The organism is Kitasatospora sp. NPDC002543, assembly GCF_053594915.1.
The window spans coordinates 1-23,335 of sequence record NZ_JBSFWR010000030.1 but is presented as its reverse complement, the minus strand read 5'-3'; the positions used below and the strand labels follow the sequence as shown (position 1 = coordinate 23,335).

The following is a 23,335-nucleotide window of genomic DNA, read 5'->3' as shown; positions in this document are numbered from 1 at the left end:
GGTCCTGACCGCCTGTGTCGCACTGTGATCCCGTCCCCTGCGGAAACCCGAGGCCCGACCCGCAATGAACCTGACCTCCATACAGCTGGTCTGGACCGTCGTCGGCGGCGCAGCCCTGCTGTTCGTCGCCGTCCTGATGGCGACACTGCGCTTCAAGAGCTCGAAGAAGGACGAGTCCGGCGACTCCTGGGAGCGCAGTGAGGAGCGCCGCCGGCGCAAGGAGATGATCTACGGCATCTCCTCGTACACGCTGCTGTTCTGCTGTGCCGGTGTCGCCGCCGCGCTCTCCTTCCACGGCCTGGTCGGCTTCGGCAAGGAGAACCTGGGCCTGTCCGGCGGCTGGGAGTACCTCGTCCCGTTCGGCCTGGACGGCGCCGCGATGTTCTGCTCGGTGCTCGCCGTCCGCGAGGCCAGCCACGGTGACGCGGCGCTCGGCTCGCGCCTGCTGGTCTGGGTGTTCGCGATCGCCTCGGCCTGGTTCAACTGGGTGCACGCCCCGCGCGGCGTGTCCCACGACGGTGCCCCGCAGTTCTTCTCCGGCATGTCGATCTCGGCGGCGATCCTGTTCGACCGCGCGCTGAAGCAGACCCGCAAGGCCGCGCTGCGCGAGCAGGGCCTGGTGCCGCGCCCGCTGCCGCAGATCCGCATCGTCCGCTGGCTGCGCGCGCCCCGCGAGACCTATGCGGCCTGGTCGCTGATGCTGCTGGAGAACGTCCGCAGCCTGGACGAGGCGGTCGAGGAGGTGCGCGAGGAGCGTCAGGCGAAGCTGGACGCCAAGGCCCGCGCCCGTACCGCCGACCGCCGCGAGCGGGCCGAGCTGAAGGCCATCTCCCGGCAGGGCGGCATGCTCGCCCGGGCCCGCGGCGGCCGCCAGGTTCCCGCCCTCACGGCTGCCGGAGACGGCCCGAGCGCTACGGAGCCTGCCCTAGCCGCGGGATCCGACGCCACCGCCTCGACCACCTCCGCCGCCGGCTCGCCGGAGCCGGCCGCCCTGGACGCCGGCCGCCGCCCGCGCGCCGCCGTCGGCTCGTCCTACTCCTCCTCGTCGTCCTACTCCTCCTCCTACTCCTCGTCGTCGTACTCATCCGCCGGCACCGGGTCGTCCCGCAGCGACTCGACCGTCGACCTGACGGCCGACGACGACACCCTGTCGATGCCGAAGCTGGACTCGCTGGAGCGCAAGCTGCGCGCGATCGAGCAGCAGCTCGGCTGACCCGCCGGACCCGACGGGTACCACCGGGACCACGAAGAACGGCCGCCTCCGGGAAACCCCGGGGGCGGCCGTTTCGCGTGCCGGTCGGACGGCGGCTACTTCTCGGAGCCGACCAGTTCCGGTTCCTCGCTCGCGCCCTCGCGCCGGTTGCGCAGGACCGACGAGCCGAGCGCCAGTCCGATGAACGCGACGCCGATCAGGCCGGTGACGATCTCCGGGATGTGGTACTTGATCCCGACCAGCAGGATCGCCGCCAGCGCGCCGATCGCGTAGTGCGCGCCGTGCTCCAGGTAGACGTAGTCGTCCAGGGTGCCCTTGCGGACCAGGAAGACGGTCAGCGAGCGGATGTACATCGCGCCGATGCCCAGGCCCAGGGTGATCTGGAAGATGTCGCTGGAGATGGCGAACGCGCCGACCACGCCGTCGAAGGAGAACGAGGCGTCCAGGACCTCCAGGTAGAGGAAGAGGAAGAACGCCGCCTTGCCGCCGACCTGGATGATCGACTTGCCGGACTTCTCCGCCGCCTCCTCGCGCTCCTCCTCGGCCTCCAGGCCCGATTCGAAGATCGAGGAGAGGCCGTTGACGGCGAGGTAGGTGACCAGGCCGAGGACGCCGGCGAGCAGGACGGTCTCCGCGTGCTCCCCGGCGAAGAAGTTGGAGGCCAGCAGCAGGGCGACCAGGGCGACGACGGTGGAGAAGGCCTCCAGCTTGCCGACCTTCTCCAGCGGGCGCTCGATCCAGGACAGCCAGTTGTGGTCCTTCTCCTCGAAGATGAAGTCGAGGAAGATCATCAGCAGGAAGACGCCGCCGAAGGCCGCGATGGCCGGGTTGGCCGCCTCCAGGTACTGGCCGTAGGTGAGGCCGTCGTGGGTCTTGTCGGAGTGCAGCGCGAGGTCGATGACCGTCGCGGGGTTGAGCTTCGCGGTGAGGCCGACGACCAGCAGCGGGAAGACCAGGCGCATGCCGAAGACCGCGATGAGCACACCGACGGTCAGGAAGATCTTCTGCCAGTACGGGTTCATCCGCTTCAACACCGTGGCGTTGACCACCGCGTTGTCGAAGGACAGGGAGATCTCCAGGATGGAGAGGATCAGCACGATGCCGAAGCCTTGGGCTCCCCAGAGCAGTCCGGCCGCGACCAGGCCGATGGCGGTGATCGCGAACGACCAGCCGAATGTGCGGAGGAACACGGGAGTTGGCTACCTTTCGGGTTCTGGCCGTGCCGGGGGCGGCCTCGTCCCCGAGACGCCCCTGACCGGGCCCGGCCCGGTCAGGTCACCCCCGCACTGCCTTCTGTTCTCATGATCGGGTCGGGTGCGATCAGTCCTATTTTCGCCCTTACTGTACGTTCACGCCGAAGTCGAGCGCGATGCCACGCAGGCCGGAGGCGTACCCCTGGCCCACTGCGCGGAACTTCCACTCGCCCGCGTAGCGGTACAGCTCGCCGAAGATCATCGCGGTCTCGCTGGACGCGTCCTCGGACAGGTCGTAGCGGGCGATCTCCTGGCCGTCGAGCGAGTTGACGACCCGGATGTAGGCGTTGCGGACCTGACCGAAGTTCTGGAGCCGCGCCTCGGCCTCGTAGATCGAGACCGCGAAGATCACCTTGTCGGCCTGCGCCGGAACGAGGTCCAGGTTCACCAGGACCACCTCGTCGTCACCCGTGTCGTCGCCACCGGTGAGGTTGTCGCCCTGGTGCTCCACCGAGCCCTCGGGGCTCTTGAGGTTGTTGTAGAAGACGAAGTACTCGTCACCGAGCACCCGTCCGCCACCGCAGATCAGGGCGCTCGCGTCGAGGTCGAACGGCGCGCCCGTGGTCGAACGGGCGGACCAGCCGAGGCCGATCTGGACCTGCGTCAGGTTCGGCGCGGCCTTGGTGAGCGAAACGTTGCCACCCTTGGCGAGCGTGACCACCATGACGTTCTTCCTCCCTTGCTTCTCCCGGGGCGCCATCCAGGTGTAATCCCCCGCGGCCCCGGCCGACCGGCTTTGGTCGGCTGAACTTCCTGAACTCACATCCTCGCAGCGCCGCGGACCCCCGCGGCACCGGGGCGGACGGAACCGGGGCGGCCCCGGACCGTGGAGGTCCGGGGCCGCCCCGGGAGAGCGGCGCGCGAGCCGCGCCGCTGGGTGCGTCCGAAGGCTCAGACGTTGACGCCGAAGTCCTGCGCGATGCCGCGCAGGCCCGAGGCGTAGCCCTGGCCGATGGCGCGGAACTTCCACTCGCTGCCGTTGCGGTACAGCTCGCCGAAGACCATCGCGGTCTCGGTGGAGGCGTCCTCGGAGAGGTCGTAGCGGGCCAGCTCCGTGTTGTCGGCCTGGTTCACCACGCGGATGAAGGCGTTGCGCACCTGGCCGAAGTTCTGGCCGCGGGTCTCGGCGTCGTAGATCGACACCGGGAAGACGATCTTCTCCACGTCGACCGGCACGCCGGCCAGGTTGACCTTGATCGCCTCGTCGTCGCCCTCGCCCTCACCGGTCAGGTTGTCACCGGTGTGCTCGACCGAACCGTCCGGGCTCTTCAGGTTGTTGAAGAACACGAAGTTGCCGTCCGAGGCGACCTTGCCCTGGGCGTTGCACAGCAGGGCGCTGGCGTCCAGGTCGAAGTCCGCGCCGGTGGTGGTCCGGACGTCCCAGCCCAGGCCGACGACCACGGCCGTGAGGCCCGGTGCCTCCTTGGTGAGCGAGACGTTGCCGCCCTTGCTGAGGCTGACTCCCACTAGTCCTCCAAGAATCGGGAGGCACGTCCAGTGGTGCCCCCGGTGGTGCGGTCCGGGGCGGCGGGAGCCGATCGGCTCCCGCTCCCCACCCCGCCAACGGCCCGAGCGTAGTACGGGGTTCCCGTCCGCACCCCTGATCAGGCCGGACACGGCCCGACGGCACCCGGCCGGCGGCTCCGCCGAGGGGCCCTGGGGCGCCGGACGGGGCCCGGCCGGGCCCGGGGCGGCGGTCTCAGAGCGCCGCGAGGACCTTCAGGTACTCCCGCTCGTCCCGGGCGTCCGGGAGGCCGTTGACGACGCTCCAGCGCACCGTGCCCGCGGTGTCGATCACGAAGGTGCCGCGCAGCGGGCAGCCCCGCTCCTCGTCCAGGACGCCGTACCCGCGGGTGACCTCGCCGTGCGGCCAGAAGTCGGCCAGCAGCGGGAACTCCAGGCCCTCCCGGTCGGCGAGGACCCGCTGGGAGAACTGCGAGTCGCAGGAGACGCCGAGCACCTGGACCGTGTCGTTCTGCAGGCCGGCCAGCTCCCGCTGGATGGCGCCCAGCTCGCCGGTGCAGACGCCGGTGAACGCGAACGGGTAGAAGACCAGGACGACGCTCTTCCGGCCGCGGAAGTCGGAGAGCCGGACGGACTCGCCGTGCTGGTTGTTGAGCTCGAAGTCCGGAGCCTGGGTACCGACCTCGATGGCCATGAGCGGGACCTTTCTGACGCGACCGCGCCGCGCGGCGGGCGCGGCAGGCCACATCCTCGCATCCGCTTACGGCCGTTCGACCGAACGGATGAGGCCGGTGGCCGCGGCCGCCTCCCGTTCGCCGTCCGCGAACGTCCGGGCGGGCCGTCCGGGGGACCCGCGAAGGCCCGGCGAGGGCCGGCGGGGACCCCGGCGAGGGCCACGAAGGCCCGGCGGGGACCCCGGCGAGGGCCGACGGGCCGGGCCCGCCGGGGAATGCGGCGGGCCCCGCCGGAGGGGTTCCTCCGGCGGGGCCCGGTGCGGGGCTTCAGGGCCCGCTCAGCGCTTGGCGCCCTTCGCCGTGGACTTGGTCGCGAGCCGGGTGGCCGCCCAGTCCTTGACGATGTTGATCGAGCTGGTCTGGGAGAGGCCCGCGGTCTTGGCCGCGTCACTGATGTCCGAGGCCTCGATGTGGCCGTCCCGCCCGGTCTTGGGCGTCATCAGCCAGATCAGGCCGCCCTCCGCGAGGTACTCCAGCGCGTCGACGAGGGAGTCGGTGAGGTCCCCGTCGTCGTCGCGGTGCCACAGCAGGACGGCGTCGGCGACGTCGTCGTAGTCCTCGTCGACGAGATCCGTCCCGGTGAGCTCCTCGATGCCTTCGCGGAGGTCCTGGTCAGTGTCTTCGTCGTACCCCAGCTCCTGGATGATCTGGCCTTCTTCGAAGCCGAGACGGGTCGCCGGGTTGGACTTGTCCGCGGGGTCCGCGGTCGCGCTCACGGGAATAACCTCCAGTATTCGGCTCGGCGTCCATGCCGAGGCTGTGGCCGTAGTCCACACGGGCGCGGCGGTTCGCGCAAGTACCCGACCCCCGATCCCCTCCAAAGGTTGACGTGTCGCAGGGGGACACGCCGCGAGACGTGGCGGGAATCACACCGATTTGCCCTTTTCTGCATGGGCCAAGGATGCTTCGGGTGGTCCCGGCCCACAGGCCGTACGCATGCCCGAGATGCGAACGGCATTCGGGTCCGCGCGTGCGCGGGCGTAGAGTCTCCTGTTGGCCCTCACCCCGGCCGCCCGCCATCGGGCGGACGGGACACCAGGTCGGACCACCTCTTTTCGTAACACCCGGGGGTGTGCGGAGCGGACGAAGACGCCCGCACCGCGCGCCGCCAGACCGGACCGCCCACCAGGCGGAACGGTTACCGATCGGTAGAGATGACGGATCTCCGAGCGCGGTAGCACGATGGAGGCGGCGCGACACACCTCAGTTTCGACCGACAGTGAAGGAACAGCGTGGCTTCCGGATCCGATCGCAACCCGATCATCATTGGCGGCCTTCCGAGTCAGGTCCCGGACTTCGATCCCGAGGAGACCGCGGAATGGCTGGAGTCGCTCGATGCGGCCATCGACGAGCGGGGGCGTGAGCGTGCCCGTTACCTGATGCTGCGGCTGATCGAGCGCGCCCGCGAGAAGCGTGTCGCCGTGCCCGAGATGCGCAGCACGGACTACGTCAACACCATCGCGACCAAGGACGAACCGTTCTTCCCCGGCAACGAGGAGATCGAGCGGAAGATCCTCAACGCGACCCGCTGGAACGCGGCCGTCATGGTCTCCCGGGCGCAGCGCCCGGGCATCGGCGTCGGTGGCCACATCGCCACCTTCGCCTCCTCCGCGTCGCTGTACGACGTCGGCTTCAACTACTTCTTCCGCGGCAAGGACGCCGAGGGCGAGTCCGGGGACCAGGTCTTCTTCCAGGGCCACGCCTCCCCCGGCATCTACGCCCGGGCCTTCCTGCTGGACCGGCTCACCGAGCAGCAGCTCGACGCGTTCCGCCAGGAGAAGTCGAAGGCCCCGTACGGCCTCTCCAGCTACCCGCACCCGCGGCTGATGCCGGACTTCTGGGAGTTCCCGACCGTCTCGATGGGCCTCGGCCCGCTCGGCGCGATCTACCAGGCCCGGATGAACCGCTACCTGGAGCACCGCGGCATCAAGGACACCTCCGACTCGCAGGTCTACGCCTTCCTCGGCGACGGCGAGATGGACGAGCCCGAGTCGCTCGGCCAGCTGTCCCTGGCCGCCCGCGAGGGCCTGGACAACCTGACCTTCGTGGTCAACTGCAACCTGCAGCGTCTGGACGGCCCGGTCCGCGGCAACGGCAAGATCATCCAGGAGCTGGAGTCCCAGTTCCGGGGCGCCGGCTGGAACGTGATCAAGCTGGTCTGGGACCGCAGCTGGGACCCGCTGCTCGCGCAGGACCGCGACGGCATCCTGGTCAACAAGCTGAACACCACGGTGGACGGCCAGTTCCAGACGTACGCCACCGAGACCGGTGAGTACATCCGCGAGCACTTCTTCGGCGGCGACCTGCGCCTGCGCGCCATGGTCGAGAACATGACCGACCAGCAGATCCAGCACCTGGGTCGCGGCGGCCACGACCACAAGAAGATCTACGCCGCGTTCAAGGCCGCCCGCGAGCACAAGGGCCAGCCGACGGTCATCCTCGCCCAGACGGTCAAGGGCTGGACGCTGGGCCCCAACTTCGAGGGCCGCAACGCCACCCACCAGATGAAGAAGCTGACGGTCGAGGACCTGAAGCGCTTCCGCGACCGGCTGCACCTGCCGATCACCGACAAGCAGCTCGAGGACGGCCTGCCGCCGTACTACCACCCGGGCCGCGACTCGGAGGAGATCCAGTACATGCACGACCGCCGGGAGGAGCTCGGCGGCTACGTGCCGACCCGCAAGGTCCGCCCGCGGAAGCTGGAACTGCCCGGCGACGACGCGTACAAGGCGGTCAAGAAGGGTTCCGGCAACCAGACCATCGCCACCACCATGGCGTTCGTCCGGCTGCTCAAGGACCTCATGCGGGACAAGGGCATCGGCAACCGCTTCGTGCCGATCGCGCCGGACGAGTACCGCACCTTCGGCATGGACTCGCTCTTCCCGTCGGCGAAGATCTACAACCCGCTCGGCCAGACCTACGAGTCGGTCGACCGGGACCTGCTCCTCGCCTACAAGGAGTCGCCGACCGGCCAGATGCTGCACGACGGCATCTCCGAGGCGGGCTGCACCGCCTCGCTGATCGCCGCCGGCTCCTCCTACGCCACCCACGGCGAGCCGCTGATCCCGGTCTACGTCTTCTACTCGATGTTCGGGTTCCAGCGCACCGGCGACCAGTTCTGGCAGATGGCCGACCAGCTGGCCCGCGGCTTCGTGCTGGGCGCCACCGCCGGCCGCACCACGCTGACCGGTGAGGGCCTGCAGCACGCCGACGGCCACTCGCACCTGCTGGCCTCGACCAACCCCGGCGTCGTGGCCTACGACCCGGCGTACGGCTTCGAGATCGCGCACATCGTCCAGGACGGTCTGCGCCGGATGTACGGCTCCAGCGCCGAACACCCGCACGGCGAGGACGTGTTCTACTACCTCACCGTCTACAACGAGCCGATCAAGATGCCGGCCGAGCCCGAGAACGTGGACGTCGAGGGCATCCTCAAGGGTCTGCACAAGTACGCGCCGGCCACCGCCGGCCAGATCCCGGCCCAGATCCTCGCCTCCGGCGTGGCCGTGCCGTGGGCCCTGGAGGCCCAGCGCATCCTCGCCGAGGAGTGGAACGTCAAGGCCGACGTCTGGTCCGCGACCTCCTGGAACGAGCTGCGCCGCGACGCGGTGGAGGCCGAGGAGTTCAACCTGCTGCACCCCGAGGAGCAGCAGCGCGTGCCGTACGTCACCCAGAAGCTCCAGGGCTCCGAGGGCCCGGTCGTCGCGGTGTCCGACTGGATGCGCGCGGTGCCGGACCAGATCGCCCGCTGGGTGCCGAACCAGTACCAGTCGCTGGGCGCCGACGGCTTCGGCTTCGCCGACACCCGTGGCGCGGCCCGTCGCTTCTTCCACATCGACGCGCAGTCGGTCGTCCTGGGCGTGCTCACCGAGCTCGCCAAGCAGGGCAAGATCGACCGCTCGGCGCTGAAGGACGCGATCGACCGCTACCAGCTGCTGAACGTGGCCGCGGCCGACCCGGGTGCCGCCGGCGGCGACGCCTGATCAGCCCCTGGGCACTGAAGGGCCGGGCCTCCGTACGGGGGTCCGGCCCTTCGGCGTGGTGGGTACGGCGGTCCGGTCCGTGGGGCCGGCGGAGGCACGGCGACGGCCCCGGACTCGGCCGAGTCCGGGGCCGTCGCGGTGCGCGCGGTCCGTCAGGGGCCGTCAGATGTGCACGGACGGGCCCGCGTCGGTGGTGCCGCGCCGGGTGAGCAGGCCGAGCACGGCGGCGGCGAAGGCCACCACGGCGGCCACCGCGAAGGCGAGCGACATGCCGCTGACGAAGGACTCGTGGACGGCGCCGGCCATCGCGTCCACCGCCTGCTGCGGGGTTCCGGCCGGGGCCGGCGGGGCGATGCCGAGCTGGGCGGCCTGCTTGAGGCCCTCGGCCGCCTCGCCCTCGACCGGCGGCAGTCCGGCCTTGGCCCAGTTGCCCGGCAGCACGTCGCCGACCTTGGCGGCCATCAGCGCGCCCAGCACCGCGGTGCCGAGGCTGCCGCCGACCTGCATCGCGGCCTGCTGGAGGCCGCCGGCCACGCCGGACAGCTCCAGCGGGGCGTTGCCGACGATCACCTCGGTGGCGCCGACCATGACCGGGCTGATGCCGAGGCCCATCAGGACGAACCAGAGCGACATCACACCGTTGCCGGAGCCGGTGTCCAGGGTGGACATGCCGTACATCGCGGTGGTGGTGATCAGCATGCCGGCCACGATCGGGATGCGCGGGCCCAGCTTGCCGATCGCCAGGCCGGCCAGCGGCGAGCCGATGATCATCATCCCGGTCATCGGCAGCAGGTGGACGCCGGCCTCGACCGGCTTCATCCCGTGCACGTTCTGGAGGTAGAAGGTCACGAAGAAGATCGCGCCGAAGAACGCGAAGGCCATCAGCACCATCAGCAGCACGCCCGCCGACAGCGGCACCGAGCGGAACAGGCTGAGCGGGATCAGCGGCTCGCGGGCCTTGCCCTGCCAGAGCGCGAACAGCACCATCAGGAGCACCGCGCCGCCCAGGAACAGCAGCGTCCGGGTGTCGCCCCAGCCCCACTCGGGGGCCTTGATGATGCCGAAGACCAGGGCGAACATCCCCACCGAGAGCAGCGCGATGCCGGGCAGGTCGAAGGACTTGGCGGCCTTCTCGGCCCGGACGTCCTTGAGGATCCACATGCCCAGGGCCAGCGCGATCAGGCCGACCGGGATGTTGATGAAGAACACCGACTCCCAGCTGACGTGCTCGACCAGCAGGCCGCCGACGATCGGGCCGGCCGCCGTGGAGGCGCCGATCACCCCGCCCCAGATGCCGATCGCCATGTTGAGCCGCTCGGCCGGGAAGGCCCCGCGCAGCAGGCCGAGCGCGGCCGGCTGGAGCAGTGCGCCGAACAGGCCCTGGAGCACCCGGAAGGCGATCACGGTCTGGATGTTGCCGGCGAAGCCGATCGCGGCCGAGGTGGCGGCGAAGCCCACCGCGCCGACCAGGAAGGTGTTCTTGTGGCCGAAGCGGTCACCGATCTTGCCGGCGGTGATCAGGAAGACCGCCAGCGCCAGCAGGTAGCCACTGGTGACCCACTGGATCTCGGAGGGCGCGGCCTTCAGCTTCTCCTGGATCACCGGGTTGGCGATGGCGACGATCGTGCCGTCCAGCGCGACCATCATCACGCCGACCGCGACGGTCAGCAGGGTCAGCCAGGGGTGCCCCTTGAGGCCGCCCCCCGACGGCGGGTTCGGCGGCGACGGCGCGTCCGCCTCGGAGTTCTTCACGACGGACTGACTCATCTGGGCCCTCCGGGGGCGTGGCTCGGGTGCGGGAACGGTCGTGGCGCCCCGGCCCACCCGTCCCCACAGGTGCCCCGGCCCGACGGGCGCCACCCCGGCAGATTATGTCAGTGCCTGACATTCGGCAAACAGTGACTTCTGGCCATTGCTGACATTTGTCAGAACGCTAAAATCGTGTTCCCACCCGCCACACCCAGCGCTCCCGGAAGGCCCCGCCATGGCCGTTCACACCCCCCGCACCACCGAAGCCCCGGAGGGCACCGGGCGCACACCCGGGCTGCGCGAGCGCAAGAAGCAACAGACCCGGTACGCCCTGATCCAGGCCGCCCACGTGCTCTTCCTCCGGCAGGGCTTCGCCCGCACGACCGTCGACGAGATCGCCTCCGCCGTCGACGTCTCCCAGCGCACGTTCTTCCGCTACTTCGCCAACAAGGACGAGGTCGCGCTCGCCGTGATGGCCGTGGCCGAGGACTACTTCATCGAGTGCCTGCGCCACCGCCCCGCCGAGGAGCCCCCGCTCCAGGCCCTGCGCGCCGCGATCGTCAAGTCCTGGCGCGAGCTCGGCAGCGAGGAGACCTCCGGCCCCGGCTCGATCCACAGCGCCCTCGAACTCATGCGGATGATCGAGGAGACGCCCCCGCTGCTCGCCGCCCACCTGCGCCGGGTCACCGAGCAGGAACGGCTGGTGGTCCAGGTGCTCGCCGAACGCGAGGGCCTGGACCCGGCCCGGGACCTGCGCCCGGCCGTGCTCGCCGCCGTCTTCGGCAGCCTGCTGCGCGCGGCCCACCTGTCCTGGAGCGCCGAACACGAACCGGCCGGCCCCGAGGGCATGGTCGCGGTGATCGAGCGCTACTTCGACCAGCTCGGCCCGGCCCTGGCCGGCCACTGGCACGACCCGGCGTAGCGGCCGCCCGCGCCCCGGCCGTCCTGCCCGCGCCCCAAACGCCCGTACCCCTCCACCCGTACGCCCGCGACCACCCGGCCCGCACGCCCGGGTCATACCGGGGTATCACCCGATACCCCGGTAGCACCCGGAAGTTCGGGCTCCAGTGCGACGCCCCGCCGGCTCCGCCCTCCTAGGCTGGCCCGCGATGAACACGCCCACCAAAGCCGACGCCCGCGGTTTCGCACTGCGCCAACTGCGCACCCTGCGGCACCACCTGACCACCCCGAGCGAGGACGACACCCCGCTGCTCGGGGACTCCCGCCGGCGCTGGGTGCGCCGGATCCCGTACGTCGTCGTGATCGCCCTGCAGGCCTCGCTGATCCCCACCGGGATCGCCAACCTGGTCGGCTTCTACGACCTCGCGCTGCCCGTCGCGGGCGCGCTCACCATCGCCCAGACCACACCGCTGTTCCTCGCCGTCACCCGGCCGTTGGCCGCCTGGTGGATCAGCGCCACCGCCCTGGTCGTCACCGCCGCCGTCACCGCCCGCCACGAGCAGGTGATGGGCACCTGGCCGTGGACGGCTCCGATGATCATCGCGTACGTCTTCCTGCTGCTCGCCCTCGCGCTGCGGGAGAGCCGGGCCACCCTGGTGGCGGTCTGGGTCGCCACCGTCCTGCTCACCGTGCTCACCACCACCCTCGGCCTGCCCCGCCCCGGCGACGGCACCACCGTGCTGCTGATCGCGCTCGGCGGCGCCGCGCTGCTGCTCGGCTGGGCCGTCCGGGACCGTGCCGTCGCCCGCCGGCTGCTCACCGAGCAGGAACAGATCAGCGAGGTGGAACGGGAACGGCGCACCCTGCTGGAGGAACGCGCCCGGATCGCACGGGAGTTGCACGACGTGGTGGCGCACCACATGTCGGTCATCGCGGTGCAGGCGGCCAGCGCCCCGTACCGGATCACCGGGGTGCCGGACGACGCCGCCGAGGAGTTCACCGCGATAGCCGGCACCGCCCGGGAGTCACTGGCCGAGATGCGCCGGCTGCTCGGCGTGCTGCGCAGCGAGGAGTCCCGCGGGGAGAAGGCCCCGCAGCCCGGGATCGGCCAACTCGCCCAGCTGGTCGAGACGGTGGGCCGGGCCGGGGTGCCGGCCGAGCTGACGGCGGAGCCGGGCCTGGACGACCTGGCGGCCCTGGCGCCGCAGGCCGTCGCCCTGTCCGTCTACCGGATCGTGCAGGAGGCGCTGGCCAACGTGGTGCGGCACGCCCCCGGCGCGCGGACCTGGATCTCGCTGGCCACCGACGGCCCGGCGCTGCTGGTGACGGTGGTCAACGCTCCCCCGCCGGAGCGCACCGAGTCGCTGGAGGCCTCGGTCGAGGGCACCGGGCAGGGACTGGTCGGAATGCGCGAACGCGTCCGGCTGCTCGATGGCAGGCTGGACACCGGCCCGCTGCCGGACGGCGGCTTCAAGGTGGCCGCCGTCCTGCCCCTCGACCGGCCCGACAGCCCCGACACCCCACGGGAGACCCCCGCATGACCATCCGCGTGATCATCGTCGACGACCAGGCCATGGTGCGCGCGGGCTTCGCGGCCCTGCTCAACGCCCAGAGCGACATCGACGTGGTGGGGGACGCGGCGGACGGCGCCCAGGCCCTGGAGGTCAACGGCCGCACCCACCCGGACCTCGTGCTGATGGACGTCCGCATGCCCGTCATGGACGGCCTGGAGGCGGCCCGGCGGCTGCTCGACCCGGCGGTGCCCGGCGCCCACCGGCCCAAGGTGCTGATGCTGACCACCTTCGACGTGGACGACTACGTGTACGAGGCGCTGCGCGCCGGGGCCAGCGGCTTCCTGCTCAAGGACGCCCCGCCGGCCGACCTGATCGCCGCGGTGCGGGTGGTCGCGGCCGGCGAGGCGCTGCTCGCCCCCTCGGTGACCCGCCGGCTGATCGAGGACTTCGCCCGCACCCGCCCGGCCAGGCGGCGCGACCCCAAGGTGCGGCTCAACGGCCTGACCCCGCGCGAGACCGAGGTGCTGGAACTGATCGCCCGCGGCCTGTCCAACCAGGAGATAGCCGCCGGGCTGGTCCTCGCCGAACAGACCGTCAAGACCCACATCGGGCGCATCCTCGCCAAGCTCGGTCTGCGCGACCGCGCCCAGGCCGTGGTCCTCGCCTACGAGTCCGGCCTGGTGACCCCCGGCCAGTAGGTGGGGATATCCCCCTGATACCCGGGTAGCACCCGGGAGTTGGCCCCGCGGTGTGACGTCCGCGGGGCCGTCGCATTCCTACCTTCCTCTCCGTCGGAAGCCGCACCGAAGCGGCGACCGGACCGAATCGGCGGCCGAACCGAGTCGGCATCCGAACGGACGAGGGAGAGCAGGGACATGCGCAGATTCCGGGCCAGGCGCGCGATCGCCGCCGCCGCGGTGGCACTGACGGTCGCCCTCGGCACGGGCGGCTGGGTCGCCGACACCCAGACCCCGGTCACCGGGCCGCCGCCGGGCAGCGCCGCCTGGACGACCGACACCTCGCTCGGCCTGCGGCTGCCCGACCCCGCCGCCGCCACCCCGGCCGAGGTCGCCGCGTTCTTCGCCGGGCTGACCCCGGCCGAGCAGGACGCCCTGGCCGCCCGGCACCCGCTGGTGGTCGGCAACCTGGACGGCGCCCCGGTCGCCCTCCGGTACCGGGCCAACACCCTGGCCCTGACCGCCGAACGCACCCGCGAACTCGCCCGGGCCGCCGACCCCGCCCTCACCCCGCAGGACCACGAGGCCGCCCGAACCCGCGCCGAGCGCTACCGCTCCCTGCTGGACGGCGACCGGCGGATCCTCGCCTTCGACCCGCGCGGCCGCGGCCAGGTCGCCGAGGTGTTCGGCGACCTCGCCACCGCCCGCCGCACCGCCGTGATCGTCCCCGGCTCGGACATCGACCTGCTCCGCTTCGACCGCGCCTCCAACCCCTACGGCACCCCCGCCGGCATGGCCCGGGCGCTCCTGGACGCCACCGACCGGCAGACCGCCGTGATCGCCTGGGCCGGCTACACCACCCCGCTCGGCCTCGGACCGGACGCCGCCACCGAGGACCTGGCCCGGGCCGGCGCCCCCCGCCTCACCCGGCTGCTCGACGGACTCGCCGTCACCACCCGCCCGCAGGCCCCGCCCACGGTGTTCTGCCACAGCTACGGCTCGGTGGTCTGCGGGCTGGCCCACCCCACCCCCGCCCAGGCCTCCGGCCTCGTGGTGCTCGGCTCGCCCGGCATGGGCATCGGCTCGGCGGCCGGCCTCGACCCCGGCGTCCCGCTCTGGGCCACCGCCCGCAACGGCTCCGACTGGATCGGCGACGTGCCCAAGGTCCGGCTGTTCGGCCTCGGCCACGGCGCCGACCCGACCGCCACCGGCTTCGGCGCCCGCCCGCTGCCCGCCACCGGATCCCACGGCCACAACGGCTACTTCGCCCCCGGCACCGCCTCCCTCGCCGCCTACGCCGCCGTCGCGCTCGGCCGCGCCTGACCCGCCCGCACCGGAAGGAGCACCACCATGGCCAGCACCCTCGCCACCCGGCCCCGCACCCCGGAGCCCCGCACCCCCCGACCGCTCGCCGCCCGACCGCTCGCCGCCCTGCGCCGCGCCGCCGCCCGGGTCGACGCCAGGACCCCGGCCGACCGCGACCGCGCCCTGGACGGGCTGCGCGCCCTCGCCCTGCTCGCCGTGCCGGTCGGCCACTGGATGCTCGGCGGCCTCACCCGCTCCCCCGACGGCGCCCTGCACAACGCCAGCCCGCTCTCCACGCTCGGCTTCTTCGCCCCGCTCAGCTGGGTGCTCCAGATGCTCGGGGTGTTCTTCCTGGTCGGCGGCCACTCCTCGGTCCACTCGCTGGAGCGGGCCCGGGCCAGGGGGCTCACCTACGGCGGCTGGCTGCGGGCCCGTACGGTCCGGCTGCTGCGCCCGGTGCTCGGGGTGACGGCCGTCTGGGCGGCGCTGCTCCCGCTGCTGCCCGCGCTCGGCGTCCCGGAGGACACCCTGCGCACCGGCGCCACCCTGGTGGTGCAGCCGCTCTGGTACATCGGCGTCTACCTGGGGCTGACCGCGCTCACCCCGCTCTGCGTGGCCGCCGGGCGCCGGCTGGGCGGCTGGTCGGCGGGCCTGCTGGTGGCCTCGGTCGCCGCCGTCGACCTGCTGCGCTACGGGCCGTGGGCCGAGGCGGTGCCGTCCTGGGTCGCGCTGCTGAACATCCTGCCGGGCTGGCTGTTCGGCTACCAGCTGGGCGTGCTCTGGGCGCAGGGCCGGCTCGGCCGCCCGACGGCCCGGGTGCTGCTGCTCGGCGGCGGCGCGCTGTTCGCCGCGCTGCTGCTGGTCTTCCACTACCCGGCCAGCATGGTCGGCGTGCCCGGGGCCGCGCGGACCAACTCGCACCCGCCGTCCCTGCTGGTGCTCGCCCTGGCGGCGTTCCAGTGCGGCGCCGCGGTGCTGCTGCGGGAGCGGCTGGGCCGGCTGCTGAGCCGCCGTCCGCTGCTGTGGCTGCCGGTCGTGGTGGTCAACCTGTCGGCGATGACGATCTTCTGCTGGCACCAGAGCGCGATGCTCGCGGTCGCGGTGCCGGGCGCGGCCGGCCTGGGCGCCGTCCCGGGGCTGACCACCGCGCCGGACTCGCTCGGCTGGGTGGCCGCCCGGCTGGCGCTGCTGCCGCTGTTCGCCGCCGCGCTGGTGGCGCTCGGCTGGTTCACCCGCCGCTTCGACGGCCCGTGGACGGCCTTCTCCCGGGGCGGCAAGGCGCTGGCCGGGGCCGGGGCGGCACTGTTCGCGGCGTACGCGCTGGGCGTGGTGTGACGAACCGTCGGCAGGACGCACCAGGGGCGCGGGCCGATCGGTCCGCGCCCCTGCGGCACGCTGTCGGCGCCCTGCCCTACCCTGCCCCCATGGTGACGTTCGACGAGTTCCGCGCGATGGCGCTGGCCCTGCCCGAGGCCGCCCAGGAGCCGACCTGGGACATCGAGACGCTGCGGGTCCGCGGCCGGATCTTCGCGATGGGCGCGCCCGACGGGACCGGCGTCACCGTCAAGGCCTCCCCCGAGGACCAGGCCGAACTGCTCGCCGCCGAGCCCGAGGTGTTCTCCTCCGCCCCGTACGTCGGGCGGCACGGCTGGGTGAGCGTCCGGCTGGACCTGGTCGACGAGGACGAGCTGCGCGACCTGGTCACCGAGGCCTGGCGGCGGACGGCACCGAAGCGCCTGGTCCGCGAGTTCGACGCCTGATCGGGGCCCGGCGGGCCCGCCGGTTCCGGCCGTCCGGGCCGCTCTCCGAACCACTGGGAGACGTCGTACGGACACCCCTGGTTCATGTGATCCATCCCACAGTTTAGGCGTTCCCGCCACCCCTTCGGGCGCCCTAGGCTTGCGCAGGGAAGTCAGCAGAGCTATCGCACCCTCCGGGCCGCCGCCCGCGAAACGGTGACGGACCCCAAGGGAGTTGGTGCGGTGCGCAACCGTCGACGCTGGAAGCGGGTACTGATCGGGGCGTTCGCCGGCTGCGCGGTGCTCGTCGACGCCGGAGGCGCCGCCGCCGCGGCCGCGGTCTCCTCCGAACAGCTGGCGATCTCCACGCCTCCGGCCGGCAGCGCCGCCTGGGTCCAGGACCACTCGTTCGGCCGCTCCCTGCCCGACCCGGCCACCACCACCCCGGCCACCGCCGCGGCGTTCTTCGCCTCGCTCGCCCCCACCGAGCTGGACCGGCTGATCCAGGACTACCCGCTGGTCGTCGGCAACTACGACGGCGCCCCGCTGGACCTGCGCTACCGCGCCAACCGGATCGCCCTGGCCGCCGAACGCGACGCCGCCCGGGCCCGCGCCGGCGACAAGGCCCTGGACTCCGACACCCGCGCCCTGGCCGTCTCCCGCGCCAACGACGTCGACCACCTGCTCGCCCCCGGCCGGCAGATCCTGGCCTTCGACCCGCGCGGCCGCGGCCTGGTCACCGAGGTGTGGGGCGACCTCGCCGACGCCGAGCGGATCTCCGTGCTCGTCCCCGGCTCGGACGCCGACCTCGGCCACCACGACCAGGCGGCCGACCCCCTGCGCTCCCCGGCCGGCATGGCCCGCGCCCTGTACGCCGAGGAGCAGCGCCAGGCCCCCGCCACCCGGACCGCCGTGATCTCCTGGACCGGCTACGTCACCCCCTCCGGCCTCGGCCCGGACGCGGCCACCTCCCGGCTGGCCGACGTCGCCGCGCCCCGGCTGGAGCGGCTGCTCGCCGGACTGAAGGAGACCACCCGGCCGGACGCGCCGGCGTCGCTGCTCTGCCACTCGTACGGCTCGGTGGTCTGCGGCACCGCCGCCCCGGAGATCCCGCGCGCGGCCGCCTCGCCCTCCGACACCTCCGGCATCACCGACCTGGTGGTCTTCGGCAGCCCGGGCATGGGCGTGCAGAACACCAGCGAACTGGGCGCCGGCGTGCACGTCTGGGCCACCCGCAACCCCAGCGACTGGATCGGCAACGTGCCGTTCCTGGAGGTCGGCGGGCTCGGCCACGGCGCCGACCCGACCACCGGCGCCTTCGGCTCCGAGCAGATCTCCTCGGCCCGCGCGGCCGGGCACAACGGCTACTTCGCCGAGGGCACCGACAGCCTGCGCAACTTCGCGGCGATCTCCCTCGGGCACTACCAGGACGTGGTCCGGGCCAACCCCGCGTCCTGACCGGCCCGCGCTACTCCGGCTGCTCCCGGTAGAGCCGCAGGGCGTCCGCCGCCGCCCGGGCCAGTTCGCGCCGGGCGGCCGGCGGGGTCAGCACCTCGACGTCCGCGCCGAAGGCCAGCAGCGCCCGGACGGCCGCCGGGGCCGGGAAGGCCATCGCCACCTCGGCCCACTCCTCGGGCGGCCCGCCGCCCTGCTCCGGCGGCGGTGCGGTGACCCGGCCACTGTGGATGCGCAGGAACATGTCCAGCCGTCCGCGCCGGACCCGCACCCGCACCGGCACGTCCTTCGGCAGCCGTTCCACCTGCTCGCGCAGCACCGCCCAGGCGTCGCCGAGTCCGACCCCGGCCCGGCGGCGCACCGGCTCCTCGGTGGTGTCGGCGGCCAGTACCCGGTCGGCCCGGAACAGCCGCGGCTCGCCGTGCAGATCGGCGACCAGGTACCAGACCGCGGCCTTGCTCACCAGCCCGTACGGGTCGACGGTGTACTCCACCGGCGCGGGCGTGCCGCCGTGCCGGTAGCTCAGCCGCAGCCGCCGGTCCGCGAAGACGGCGTACTGCAGCTCGCCCAGGTCCGGTCCGGCGCCGGGGCCGGCCGCGCCGGGGCTCTGCATCCAGCGGGCCGGGTCGACCAGGATCCGCTCGCGGATCCGCTCGGCGCCCGGCCGGTGCGGGGCCGGCAGCGCCGCCATGACCTTGCGCAGCGCCGAGCCGAGCGCGCCGTCCAGCCCGAGGTCGCTGTGCGCGCCCTGGGCGGAGAGCACGAACAGCGCCCTGGCCTCGTCCGCGGTCAGGCCGGTGACGTCGGTGCGGTAGCCGGGCAGCAGGCCGATGCCGCCGTGCCGCCCGCGTTCGGTGAACACCGGCACCCCGGCGGCGGAGAGCGACTCGACGTCGCGGTAGATGGTGCGGACGGACACCTCCAGCCGCTCGGCGAGTTCCGTCGCGGGCACCCGGCCGCGGGTCTGGAGCAGCAGGAGGATCGAGAGCAGGCGGTCGGCCTTCATGCCCCAAGAATCCCAGTAATCCTGACGGCAGTTGTCAGGTTTTACTGGGAGATTGCGTTCCGAGCCCGAAAAACCGTCCGACACCAGGGAGTTGAGCGCCGAATGACCGCCGTCCAGGATGCCCGCCCGCAGTACACCGACGCCCTCGACCAGCTGGAGAAGCTGATCGCCACCGTCACCCCGGCCGACCTCGACCGGCCCACCCCCTGCCCCGAGTTCACCCTGCGTCAGCTGCTGAACCACGTGGTCGGCGGCATCCACCGGTTCGCGTACATGGGCGAGGGCGGCCGCGCCGAGGACTGCGTCGCCGCCGTCGAGGACCCGTCGGAGGAGGGCTGGCCGGCCGCGCTGGGCCGCGCCCGCGCCCGGGTGGCCGCCGCCTGGGCGGACGACGCCAAGCTCGGCCGCCCGACCTTCGCCCCCTGGGGCGAGGTGCCCGGGGCGGTCGCGGTCGGCGGCTACCTGATGGAGCTGGTGACCCACTCCGGGGACATCGCCCGGAGCCTCGACAACGGCTTCGCCCTGGACGACGGTCTGGCCCGGACCGCCCTGGGCATCGCCGAGTTCGTGCTGCCCGCCGAGCAGCGGGTGCCGGGCGTGCCGTTCGGCGCCGTCCGGCCGGTCGCCGAGGACGCCGACGTGCACACCCGGCTGGCCGCCTGGACGGGCCGTTCCGTCTGACCGGGACGCGGGGCCGGGGAGCGACTCCCCGGCCCCGCACGGTCGTCGGCACCCACGGGCGCTCCGGCCCGGCGGGGCCGCCGGCGCCCGGCTACTCGCGCGAGGCCGAGGTGCCGGTCATGTCCGCGTAGCGGTTCCCCGCCACCCGGTCGGCCACCGGCTCCAGCAGCGCCAGCTCCTCGGCGGACAGCCGCAGCGTCGCCGCCGCGGCGTTCTCGGCGAGCCGGCTGCGCTTGCGGGTGCCCGGGATCGGCACCACGGCCAGCCCGTGCACCTCGGCCTGCTGCTGGACCCAGGCCAGCGCGACCTGGGCGAGCGTCACGCCGCGGGCCGCCGCGATCTTCCGCAGCGGGTCGAGGAGCCGGCCGTTGGCGGCCGCGTTCTCGCCGGTGAAGCGCGGGTGGTTACGGCGGTAGTCGTTCTCGGAGAGCTCCTTCGCGTCCTGGAAGGCGCCGGTCAGGAAGCCCCGCCCGAGCGGCGAGTACGGCACGAAGCCGACGCCCAGCTCCGCCGCGGCCGGTACCGCCGTGCGCTCGACGTCGCGGGCGAACACCGACCACTCGGACTGGAGCGCGGCGATCGGGTGGATCGCGTGCGCCTCGCGCAGCTCCGCGCCGGTCACCTCGGACAGGCCGAGGTGGCGCACCTTGCCGGCCGCCACCAGCTCGGCCATGGCGCCGACCGAGTCGGCCAGCGGCACGGCCGGGTCGCGGCGGTGCATGTAGTACAGGTCGATCACGTCCACCCCGAGGCGGCGCAGCGAGGCGTCCACCGCGGTCCGGATGTACGCCGGGTCGTTGCTGATGCCGCGGACCGCGTCGTCCTCCTCGGAGCGGATGATGGAGAACTTGGTGGCGAGCACCACCCTGTCGCGGTTGGCCCGGACGAAGGGGCCGATCAGCTCCTCGTTGCGGCCGGAGCCGTACATGTCGGCGGTGTCGAAGAGGGTGACGCCGGCCTCCAGCGCGGCGTCCAGGGTGGCGAGCGCCTCGCCCGTGTCGGTGGGGCCGTAGAACTCGCTCATGCCCATGCAGCCGAGGCCCTGGGCGCCCACCAGCGGGCCGCCGGTGCCGAGTTCGACGGTGGGAAGGACGGTCTGAGTCATGCGCTCTGCTCTTCCTCTCCAAGGATGTTCTGGCATCTGACCGGGGTGCCGGTGGCGTCGGCGACCTTCCCGGCATAGAGATCGATCTTGTGGTCGAGGACGGCGAGGGTCGCCTGGAGGTCGACGATCCGCTGCCGGACCTCCTCGCGCTGGGCCTCCAGCAGCAGCCGCCGGTCCTCGTAGGTCCGCTCGCCCTGGCGGGCCATGTCCACGTACCTGAGCATGTCCGCCACCGGCATCCCGGTCAGCCGCAGCCGGCCCAGGAAGGCCAGCCGGTGCAGGTCGGCGTCGCAGTAGCGGCGCTGCCCGCCCGCCGCCCGGTCGACCGGGTCCAGCAGGCCGATCCGCTCGTACCAGCGCAGGGTGTGGGCGGTCAGCCCGCTCGCCGCGGCGACCTCGCCGATGGTGTGCCTCGGCGTCCGGTCCGGGGCGCCGGTCGGGCTGCTGTAGACCTCGGAGCAGCTCCGCAGGTCGATCTCGATGCGTGCGGGTACGGCCATCGCTCGTTTCCCCCTGTCGTGGTGCGACGTGAACGACGCTACCGAGTTGGAGTGCACTCCAAGCAAGCCTGGTAGCCGGGTGCGTCCACCACCACTTTTCCGATGAATTTCCCGGCGACTACAGTCGGACCCCATGGAGAGCTTGCGGATGATCGAGAACTGGCCGGTGCCCCATGCCGCGGTGGCGGTGGTCCGGGGGGCCGACGGCGCGGTGCTGGGGGCGCACGGGCCGCAGCAGCACCTGTTCCCGCTCGCCTCGGTGACCAAGCTGCTCACCTCGTACGCGGCGCTGGTCGCCGTCGAGGAGGGCGTGTTCGAGCTGGACGACCCGGCCGGTCCGCCCGGATCGACCGTCCGCCACCTGCTCGCGCACACCTCCGGCCTGGGCTTCGACGAGGACCGGGTGTTCGGCGAGCCCGGCAAGCGCCGCCTCTACTCCAACGCGGGCTTCGACGCGCTGGCCCGAGCGCTGTCCGGGGCCACCGGGATCGAGTTCTCCCGCTACGTCGCCGAGGCCGTGTTCGAGCCGCTGGGCATGACGGACACCCTGATCCACACCGCGCACAAGTCCCCGGCCGGCGCGGGCGGCCTGTCCACCGCCGCCGACCTCGCCCGGTTCGCCGCCGAGCTGCAGGCGCCCAAGCTGCTGGACCCCTCCACCCTCCGGCAGGCCACCCGCGAGGTCGCCTTCCCCGGCACCAGCGGTGTGCTGCCCGGCTACGGCCACCAGCGCCCGAACGACTGGGGCCTCGGCTTCGAGATCCGCGACGGCAAGAGCCCGCACTGGACCGGCGCCGCCAACTCCCCCGGGACCTTCGGGCACTTCGGCCAGTCCGGCACCTTCCTGTGGGTCGACCCGCAGGCCGGCACGGCCTGCGTCGCGCTCACCGACCGGGACTTCGGGCCGTGGGCGATCGAGGCCTGGCCGGCCTTCTCCGACGCGGTGCTCGAAGAGCTCGCGCGGGGCTGAGCGAAGGGCCCGGCCGACCCTACTGCCCCTGGCCGTACGAGACCGGCGAGTGCATCTCCCAGAGCAGGAGTTCGGCGCCGGTCTCGCCGGCCGCCGGGTCGGCGAAGGCCTCGCCGGTGATCCGCACGCTGTCGCCCGGCACCATCGAGCGGCCGCCGCCCTTGGGCCCGGGGACGGTCCGGTAGCCCAGCGAGCCGGCCGTCAGGTGCGCGTACCGCCAAGGCGCCTCGGGCAGCTGCGGCAACGGCTGCCACGGCCCGGCGGTGGCCAGCCAGAGGGCGGCGTCGCCGCGGCGCAGCCGCAGGGCGTCCGTCCCGGCGTCGCGCGCCAGCCCGGAGGCGAGCAGCGTCAACCCGCCGTCCGCCGGTTCCACCTTGCGCAGGCCGTACGCGGGGGGCGCGTCGAACTCGTCCGGCTGGAGCCACATCTGGACGAAGCGGACCGGACCGGTGGCGCCGCCGACGTTGCGCTCGGTGTGGGTGACGCCGGAGCCGGCGCTGAGGTGCTGGACCATCCCGGGGCGGACCACCCCGCTGTGGCCGTGCGAGTCCCGGTGGGCCAGCGCGCCCTCCAGCACCCAGGTGAGGATCTCGGTGTCCCGGTGCTTGTGCTCCTCGAACCCGGCGCCGGGGGCGAGGAGTTCCTCGTTGCACGCGAGCAGCGCGCCGAAGTGGGTGTTCTTCGGGTCGTAGTGGCCGGAGAAGGAGAACGCGTGCCTGGTCTCGACGCCCTCGGCCGGGACGGATCGGTAGCGCTCGGCGGTGCGGCGCAGGTCGGAGCGGGGGCGGTCGGCGGCTTCGGTCACGCCCCCACCGTAGTGGCTGGGGCGCGGGGTGTGACTCTTGCCACCGCGCCGCTCCGCCGGGGGGTGTGCACGAGCAGTCACTCACGTGAGGCAGTCTTGTCCTTGTGCCAGCCGCTTCCGCGAACTCCCAGAGCGATCCCAGCCCCAGCCCCGCACCCGAGTCCACCGGGAAGAGCCCGGCCGCGCGGCCGGGCCGCGACCGCCCCGGGCGGCCCCCGTCGCCGCGGCAGCCCGAGCTTTTCGCCACCGAGGGCGGCACCGCCGCGATGTGCTACGTCTTCG

General features: G+C 72.9%; 21 protein-coding genes. 11 read left to right on the top strand and 10 right to left on the bottom strand.

Annotated features, from left to right (window positions below):
• Positions 1-64: 64 nt before the first annotated feature.
• Positions 65-1,213: a DUF2637 domain-containing protein gene (locus tag ACWD4P_RS15385; RefSeq protein ID WP_359830996.1), complete on the top strand. Its 1,149-nt coding sequence runs from the start codon at positions 65-67 to the stop codon at positions 1,211-1,213.
• Positions 1,214-1,308: 95 nt separating this feature from the next.
• Here ACWD4P_RS15385 and ACWD4P_RS15380 read toward each other — a convergent pair whose 3' ends face one another.
• From ACWD4P_RS15380 to ACWD4P_RS15360, 5 genes are all read right to left on the bottom strand, one after another.
• Positions 1,309-2,403, bottom strand: coding sequence for a DUF475 domain-containing protein (locus ACWD4P_RS15380; protein ID WP_359830994.1), 1,095 nt, complete (start codon positions 2,401-2,403; stop codon positions 1,309-1,311).
• 148 nt (positions 2,404-2,551) lie between these two features.
• Positions 2,552-3,130, bottom strand: coding sequence for a TerD family protein (locus ACWD4P_RS15375; protein ID WP_359830992.1), 579 nt, complete (start codon positions 3,128-3,130; stop codon positions 2,552-2,554).
• Positions 3,131-3,357: 227 nt separating this feature from the next.
• On the bottom strand, positions 3,358-3,933 hold the full coding sequence (locus ACWD4P_RS15370; protein ID WP_359826576.1) for a TerD family protein: 576 nt from the start codon (positions 3,931-3,933) through the stop codon (positions 3,358-3,360).
• A 232-nt stretch (positions 3,934-4,165) separates the two neighbouring features.
• On the bottom strand, positions 4,166-4,624 hold the full coding sequence (locus ACWD4P_RS15365; protein ID WP_359826578.1) for a peroxiredoxin: 459 nt from the start codon (positions 4,622-4,624) through the stop codon (positions 4,166-4,168).
• A 318-nt stretch (positions 4,625-4,942) separates the two neighbouring features.
• Positions 4,943-5,380: a DUF3052 domain-containing protein gene (locus ACWD4P_RS15360; RefSeq protein ID WP_359826581.1), complete on the bottom strand. Its 438-nt coding sequence runs from the start codon at positions 5,378-5,380 to the stop codon at positions 4,943-4,945.
• 516 nt (positions 5,381-5,896) lie between these two features.
• Between ACWD4P_RS15360 and aceE the strand changes: the two genes are divergently transcribed.
• The gene (gene aceE, locus ACWD4P_RS15355) at positions 5,897-8,647 is read left to right on the top strand and encodes a pyruvate dehydrogenase (acetyl-transferring), homodimeric type (protein WP_359826583.1); all 2,751 of its coding nucleotides are present in this window, start codon (positions 5,897-5,899) and stop codon (positions 8,645-8,647) included.
• Between the two features lie 162 nt (positions 8,648-8,809).
• On the opposite strand, the gene ACWD4P_RS15350 is transcribed toward aceE, so the two are convergent.
• Positions 8,810-10,399: an MFS transporter gene (locus ACWD4P_RS15350; protein WP_449779956.1), complete on the bottom strand. Its 1,590-nt coding sequence runs from the start codon at positions 10,397-10,399 to the stop codon at positions 8,810-8,812.
• 232 nt (positions 10,400-10,631) lie between these two features.
• Here ACWD4P_RS15350 and ACWD4P_RS15345 point away from each other — a divergent pair, with 232 nt between their 5' ends.
• The 7 genes from ACWD4P_RS15345 (at position 10,632) to ACWD4P_RS15315 (ending at position 17,989) form a co-directional block, all read left to right on the top strand.
• On the top strand, positions 10,632-11,318 hold the full coding sequence (locus ACWD4P_RS15345; RefSeq protein ID WP_359826588.1) for a TetR/AcrR family transcriptional regulator: 687 nt from the start codon (positions 10,632-10,634) through the stop codon (positions 11,316-11,318).
• A 187-nt stretch (positions 11,319-11,505) separates the two neighbouring features.
• Positions 11,506-12,837 carry a sensor histidine kinase gene (locus ACWD4P_RS15340; RefSeq protein WP_449779925.1) on the top strand — a complete coding sequence of 444 codons (1,332 nt, stop codon included), beginning with the start codon at positions 11,506-11,508 and terminating at the stop codon, positions 12,835-12,837.
• Positions 12,834-13,508 carry a response regulator gene (locus tag ACWD4P_RS15335; protein WP_188296493.1) on the top strand — a complete coding sequence of 225 codons (675 nt, stop codon included), beginning with the start codon at positions 12,834-12,836 and terminating at the stop codon, positions 13,506-13,508. Before ACWD4P_RS15340 ends, ACWD4P_RS15335 begins: the two co-directional genes overlap by 4 nt.
• A gap of 177 nt (positions 13,509-13,685) precedes the next feature.
• Positions 13,686-14,810, top strand: coding sequence for an alpha/beta hydrolase (locus ACWD4P_RS15330; RefSeq protein ID WP_449779924.1), 1,125 nt, complete (start codon positions 13,686-13,688; stop codon positions 14,808-14,810).
• A 27-nt stretch (positions 14,811-14,837) separates the two neighbouring features.
• Positions 14,838-16,127 carry an acyltransferase family protein gene (locus ACWD4P_RS15325; protein ID WP_449779923.1) on the top strand — a complete coding sequence of 430 codons (1,290 nt, stop codon included), beginning with the start codon at positions 14,838-14,840 and terminating at the stop codon, positions 16,125-16,127.
• An 89-nt stretch (positions 16,128-16,216) separates the two neighbouring features.
• Positions 16,217-16,552, top strand: a complete 336-nt coding sequence (locus tag ACWD4P_RS15320) for an MmcQ/YjbR family DNA-binding protein (RefSeq protein WP_359826598.1) — start codon at positions 16,217-16,219, stop codon at positions 16,550-16,552.
• Between the two features lie 222 nt (positions 16,553-16,774).
• Positions 16,775-17,989, top strand: coding sequence for an alpha/beta hydrolase (locus tag ACWD4P_RS15315; RefSeq protein ID WP_359826600.1), 1,215 nt, complete (start codon positions 16,775-16,777; stop codon positions 17,987-17,989).
• A 10-nt stretch (positions 17,990-17,999) separates the two neighbouring features.
• Here the strand turns inward: ACWD4P_RS15315 and ACWD4P_RS15310 are convergent, their stop codons facing one another.
• Positions 18,000-18,992 (bottom strand): helix-turn-helix transcriptional regulator, encoded by a 993-nt coding sequence (locus ACWD4P_RS15310; protein WP_359826602.1) that lies wholly within the window; start codon positions 18,990-18,992, stop codon positions 18,000-18,002.
• 102 nt (positions 18,993-19,094) lie between these two features.
• Here ACWD4P_RS15310 and ACWD4P_RS15305 point away from each other — a divergent pair, with 102 nt between their 5' ends.
• Entirely contained in the window at positions 19,095-19,673 is a 579-nt protein-coding gene (locus tag ACWD4P_RS15305; RefSeq protein ID WP_359826605.1) for a TIGR03086 family metal-binding protein, read from the top strand.
• A 91-nt stretch (positions 19,674-19,764) separates the two neighbouring features.
• Here the strand turns inward: ACWD4P_RS15305 and ACWD4P_RS15300 are convergent, their stop codons facing one another.
• Positions 19,765-20,778: an aldo/keto reductase gene (locus tag ACWD4P_RS15300; RefSeq protein ID WP_449779922.1), complete on the bottom strand. Its 1,014-nt coding sequence runs from the start codon at positions 20,776-20,778 to the stop codon at positions 19,765-19,767.
• Positions 20,775-21,278, bottom strand: a complete 504-nt coding sequence (locus ACWD4P_RS15295) for a MerR family transcriptional regulator (protein ID WP_449779921.1) — start codon at positions 21,276-21,278, stop codon at positions 20,775-20,777. The genes ACWD4P_RS15300 and ACWD4P_RS15295 overlap by 4 nt, the downstream gene beginning before the upstream one ends.
• A 133-nt stretch (positions 21,279-21,411) precedes the next feature.
• Here ACWD4P_RS15295 and ACWD4P_RS15290 point away from each other — a divergent pair, with 133 nt between their 5' ends.
• Positions 21,412-22,248, top strand: coding sequence for a serine hydrolase domain-containing protein (locus ACWD4P_RS15290; protein WP_449779920.1), 837 nt, complete (start codon positions 21,412-21,414; stop codon positions 22,246-22,248).
• A 19-nt stretch (positions 22,249-22,267) separates the two neighbouring features.
• Here ACWD4P_RS15290 and ACWD4P_RS15285 read toward each other — a convergent pair whose 3' ends face one another.
• On the bottom strand, positions 22,268-23,053 hold the full coding sequence (locus tag ACWD4P_RS15285) for a pirin family protein (RefSeq protein WP_449779919.1): 786 nt from the start codon (positions 23,051-23,053) through the stop codon (positions 22,268-22,270).
• Between the last annotated feature and the right edge of the window lie 282 nt (positions 23,054-23,335).

What these genes read in the sequence shown, in the direction of transcription:
- ACWD4P_RS15300 (WP_449779922.1), bottom strand. Translation starts at nt 20,778, where the DNA reads ATGACTCAGACCGTCCTTCCCACCGTCGAACTCGGCACCGGCGGCCCG.
- ACWD4P_RS15320 (WP_359826598.1), top strand. Translation starts at nt 16,217, where the DNA reads ATGGTGACGTTCGACGAGTTCCGCGCGATGGCGCTGGCCCTGCCCGAG.
- ACWD4P_RS15375 (WP_359830992.1), bottom strand. Translation starts at nt 3,130, where the DNA reads ATGGTGGTCACGCTCGCCAAGGGTGGCAACGTTTCGCTCACCAAGGCC.
- ACWD4P_RS15340 (WP_449779925.1), top strand. Translation starts at nt 11,506, where the DNA reads ATGAACACGCCCACCAAAGCCGACGCCCGCGGTTTCGCACTGCGCCAA.
- ACWD4P_RS15385 (WP_359830996.1), top strand. Translation starts at nt 65, where the DNA reads ATGAACCTGACCTCCATACAGCTGGTCTGGACCGTCGTCGGCGGCGCA.
- ACWD4P_RS15290 (WP_449779920.1), top strand. Translation starts at nt 21,412, where the DNA reads ATGGAGAGCTTGCGGATGATCGAGAACTGGCCGGTGCCCCATGCCGCG.
- ACWD4P_RS15365 (WP_359826578.1), bottom strand. Translation starts at nt 4,624, where the DNA reads ATGGCCATCGAGGTCGGTACCCAGGCTCCGGACTTCGAGCTCAACAAC.
- ACWD4P_RS15325 (WP_449779923.1), top strand. Translation starts at nt 14,838, where the DNA reads ATGGCCAGCACCCTCGCCACCCGGCCCCGCACCCCGGAGCCCCGCACC.
- ACWD4P_RS15345 (WP_359826588.1), top strand. Translation starts at nt 10,632, where the DNA reads ATGGCCGTTCACACCCCCCGCACCACCGAAGCCCCGGAGGGCACCGGG.
- ACWD4P_RS15310 (WP_359826602.1), bottom strand. Translation starts at nt 18,992, where the DNA reads ATGAAGGCCGACCGCCTGCTCTCGATCCTCCTGCTGCTCCAGACCCGC.
- ACWD4P_RS15330 (WP_449779924.1), top strand. Translation starts at nt 13,686, where the DNA reads ATGCGCAGATTCCGGGCCAGGCGCGCGATCGCCGCCGCCGCGGTGGCA.
- ACWD4P_RS15305 (WP_359826605.1), top strand. Translation starts at nt 19,095, where the DNA reads ATGACCGCCGTCCAGGATGCCCGCCCGCAGTACACCGACGCCCTCGAC.
- ACWD4P_RS15295 (WP_449779921.1), bottom strand. Translation starts at nt 21,278, where the DNA reads ATGGCCGTACCCGCACGCATCGAGATCGACCTGCGGAGCTGCTCCGAG.
- ACWD4P_RS15335 (WP_188296493.1), top strand. Translation starts at nt 12,834, where the DNA reads ATGACCATCCGCGTGATCATCGTCGACGACCAGGCCATGGTGCGCGCG.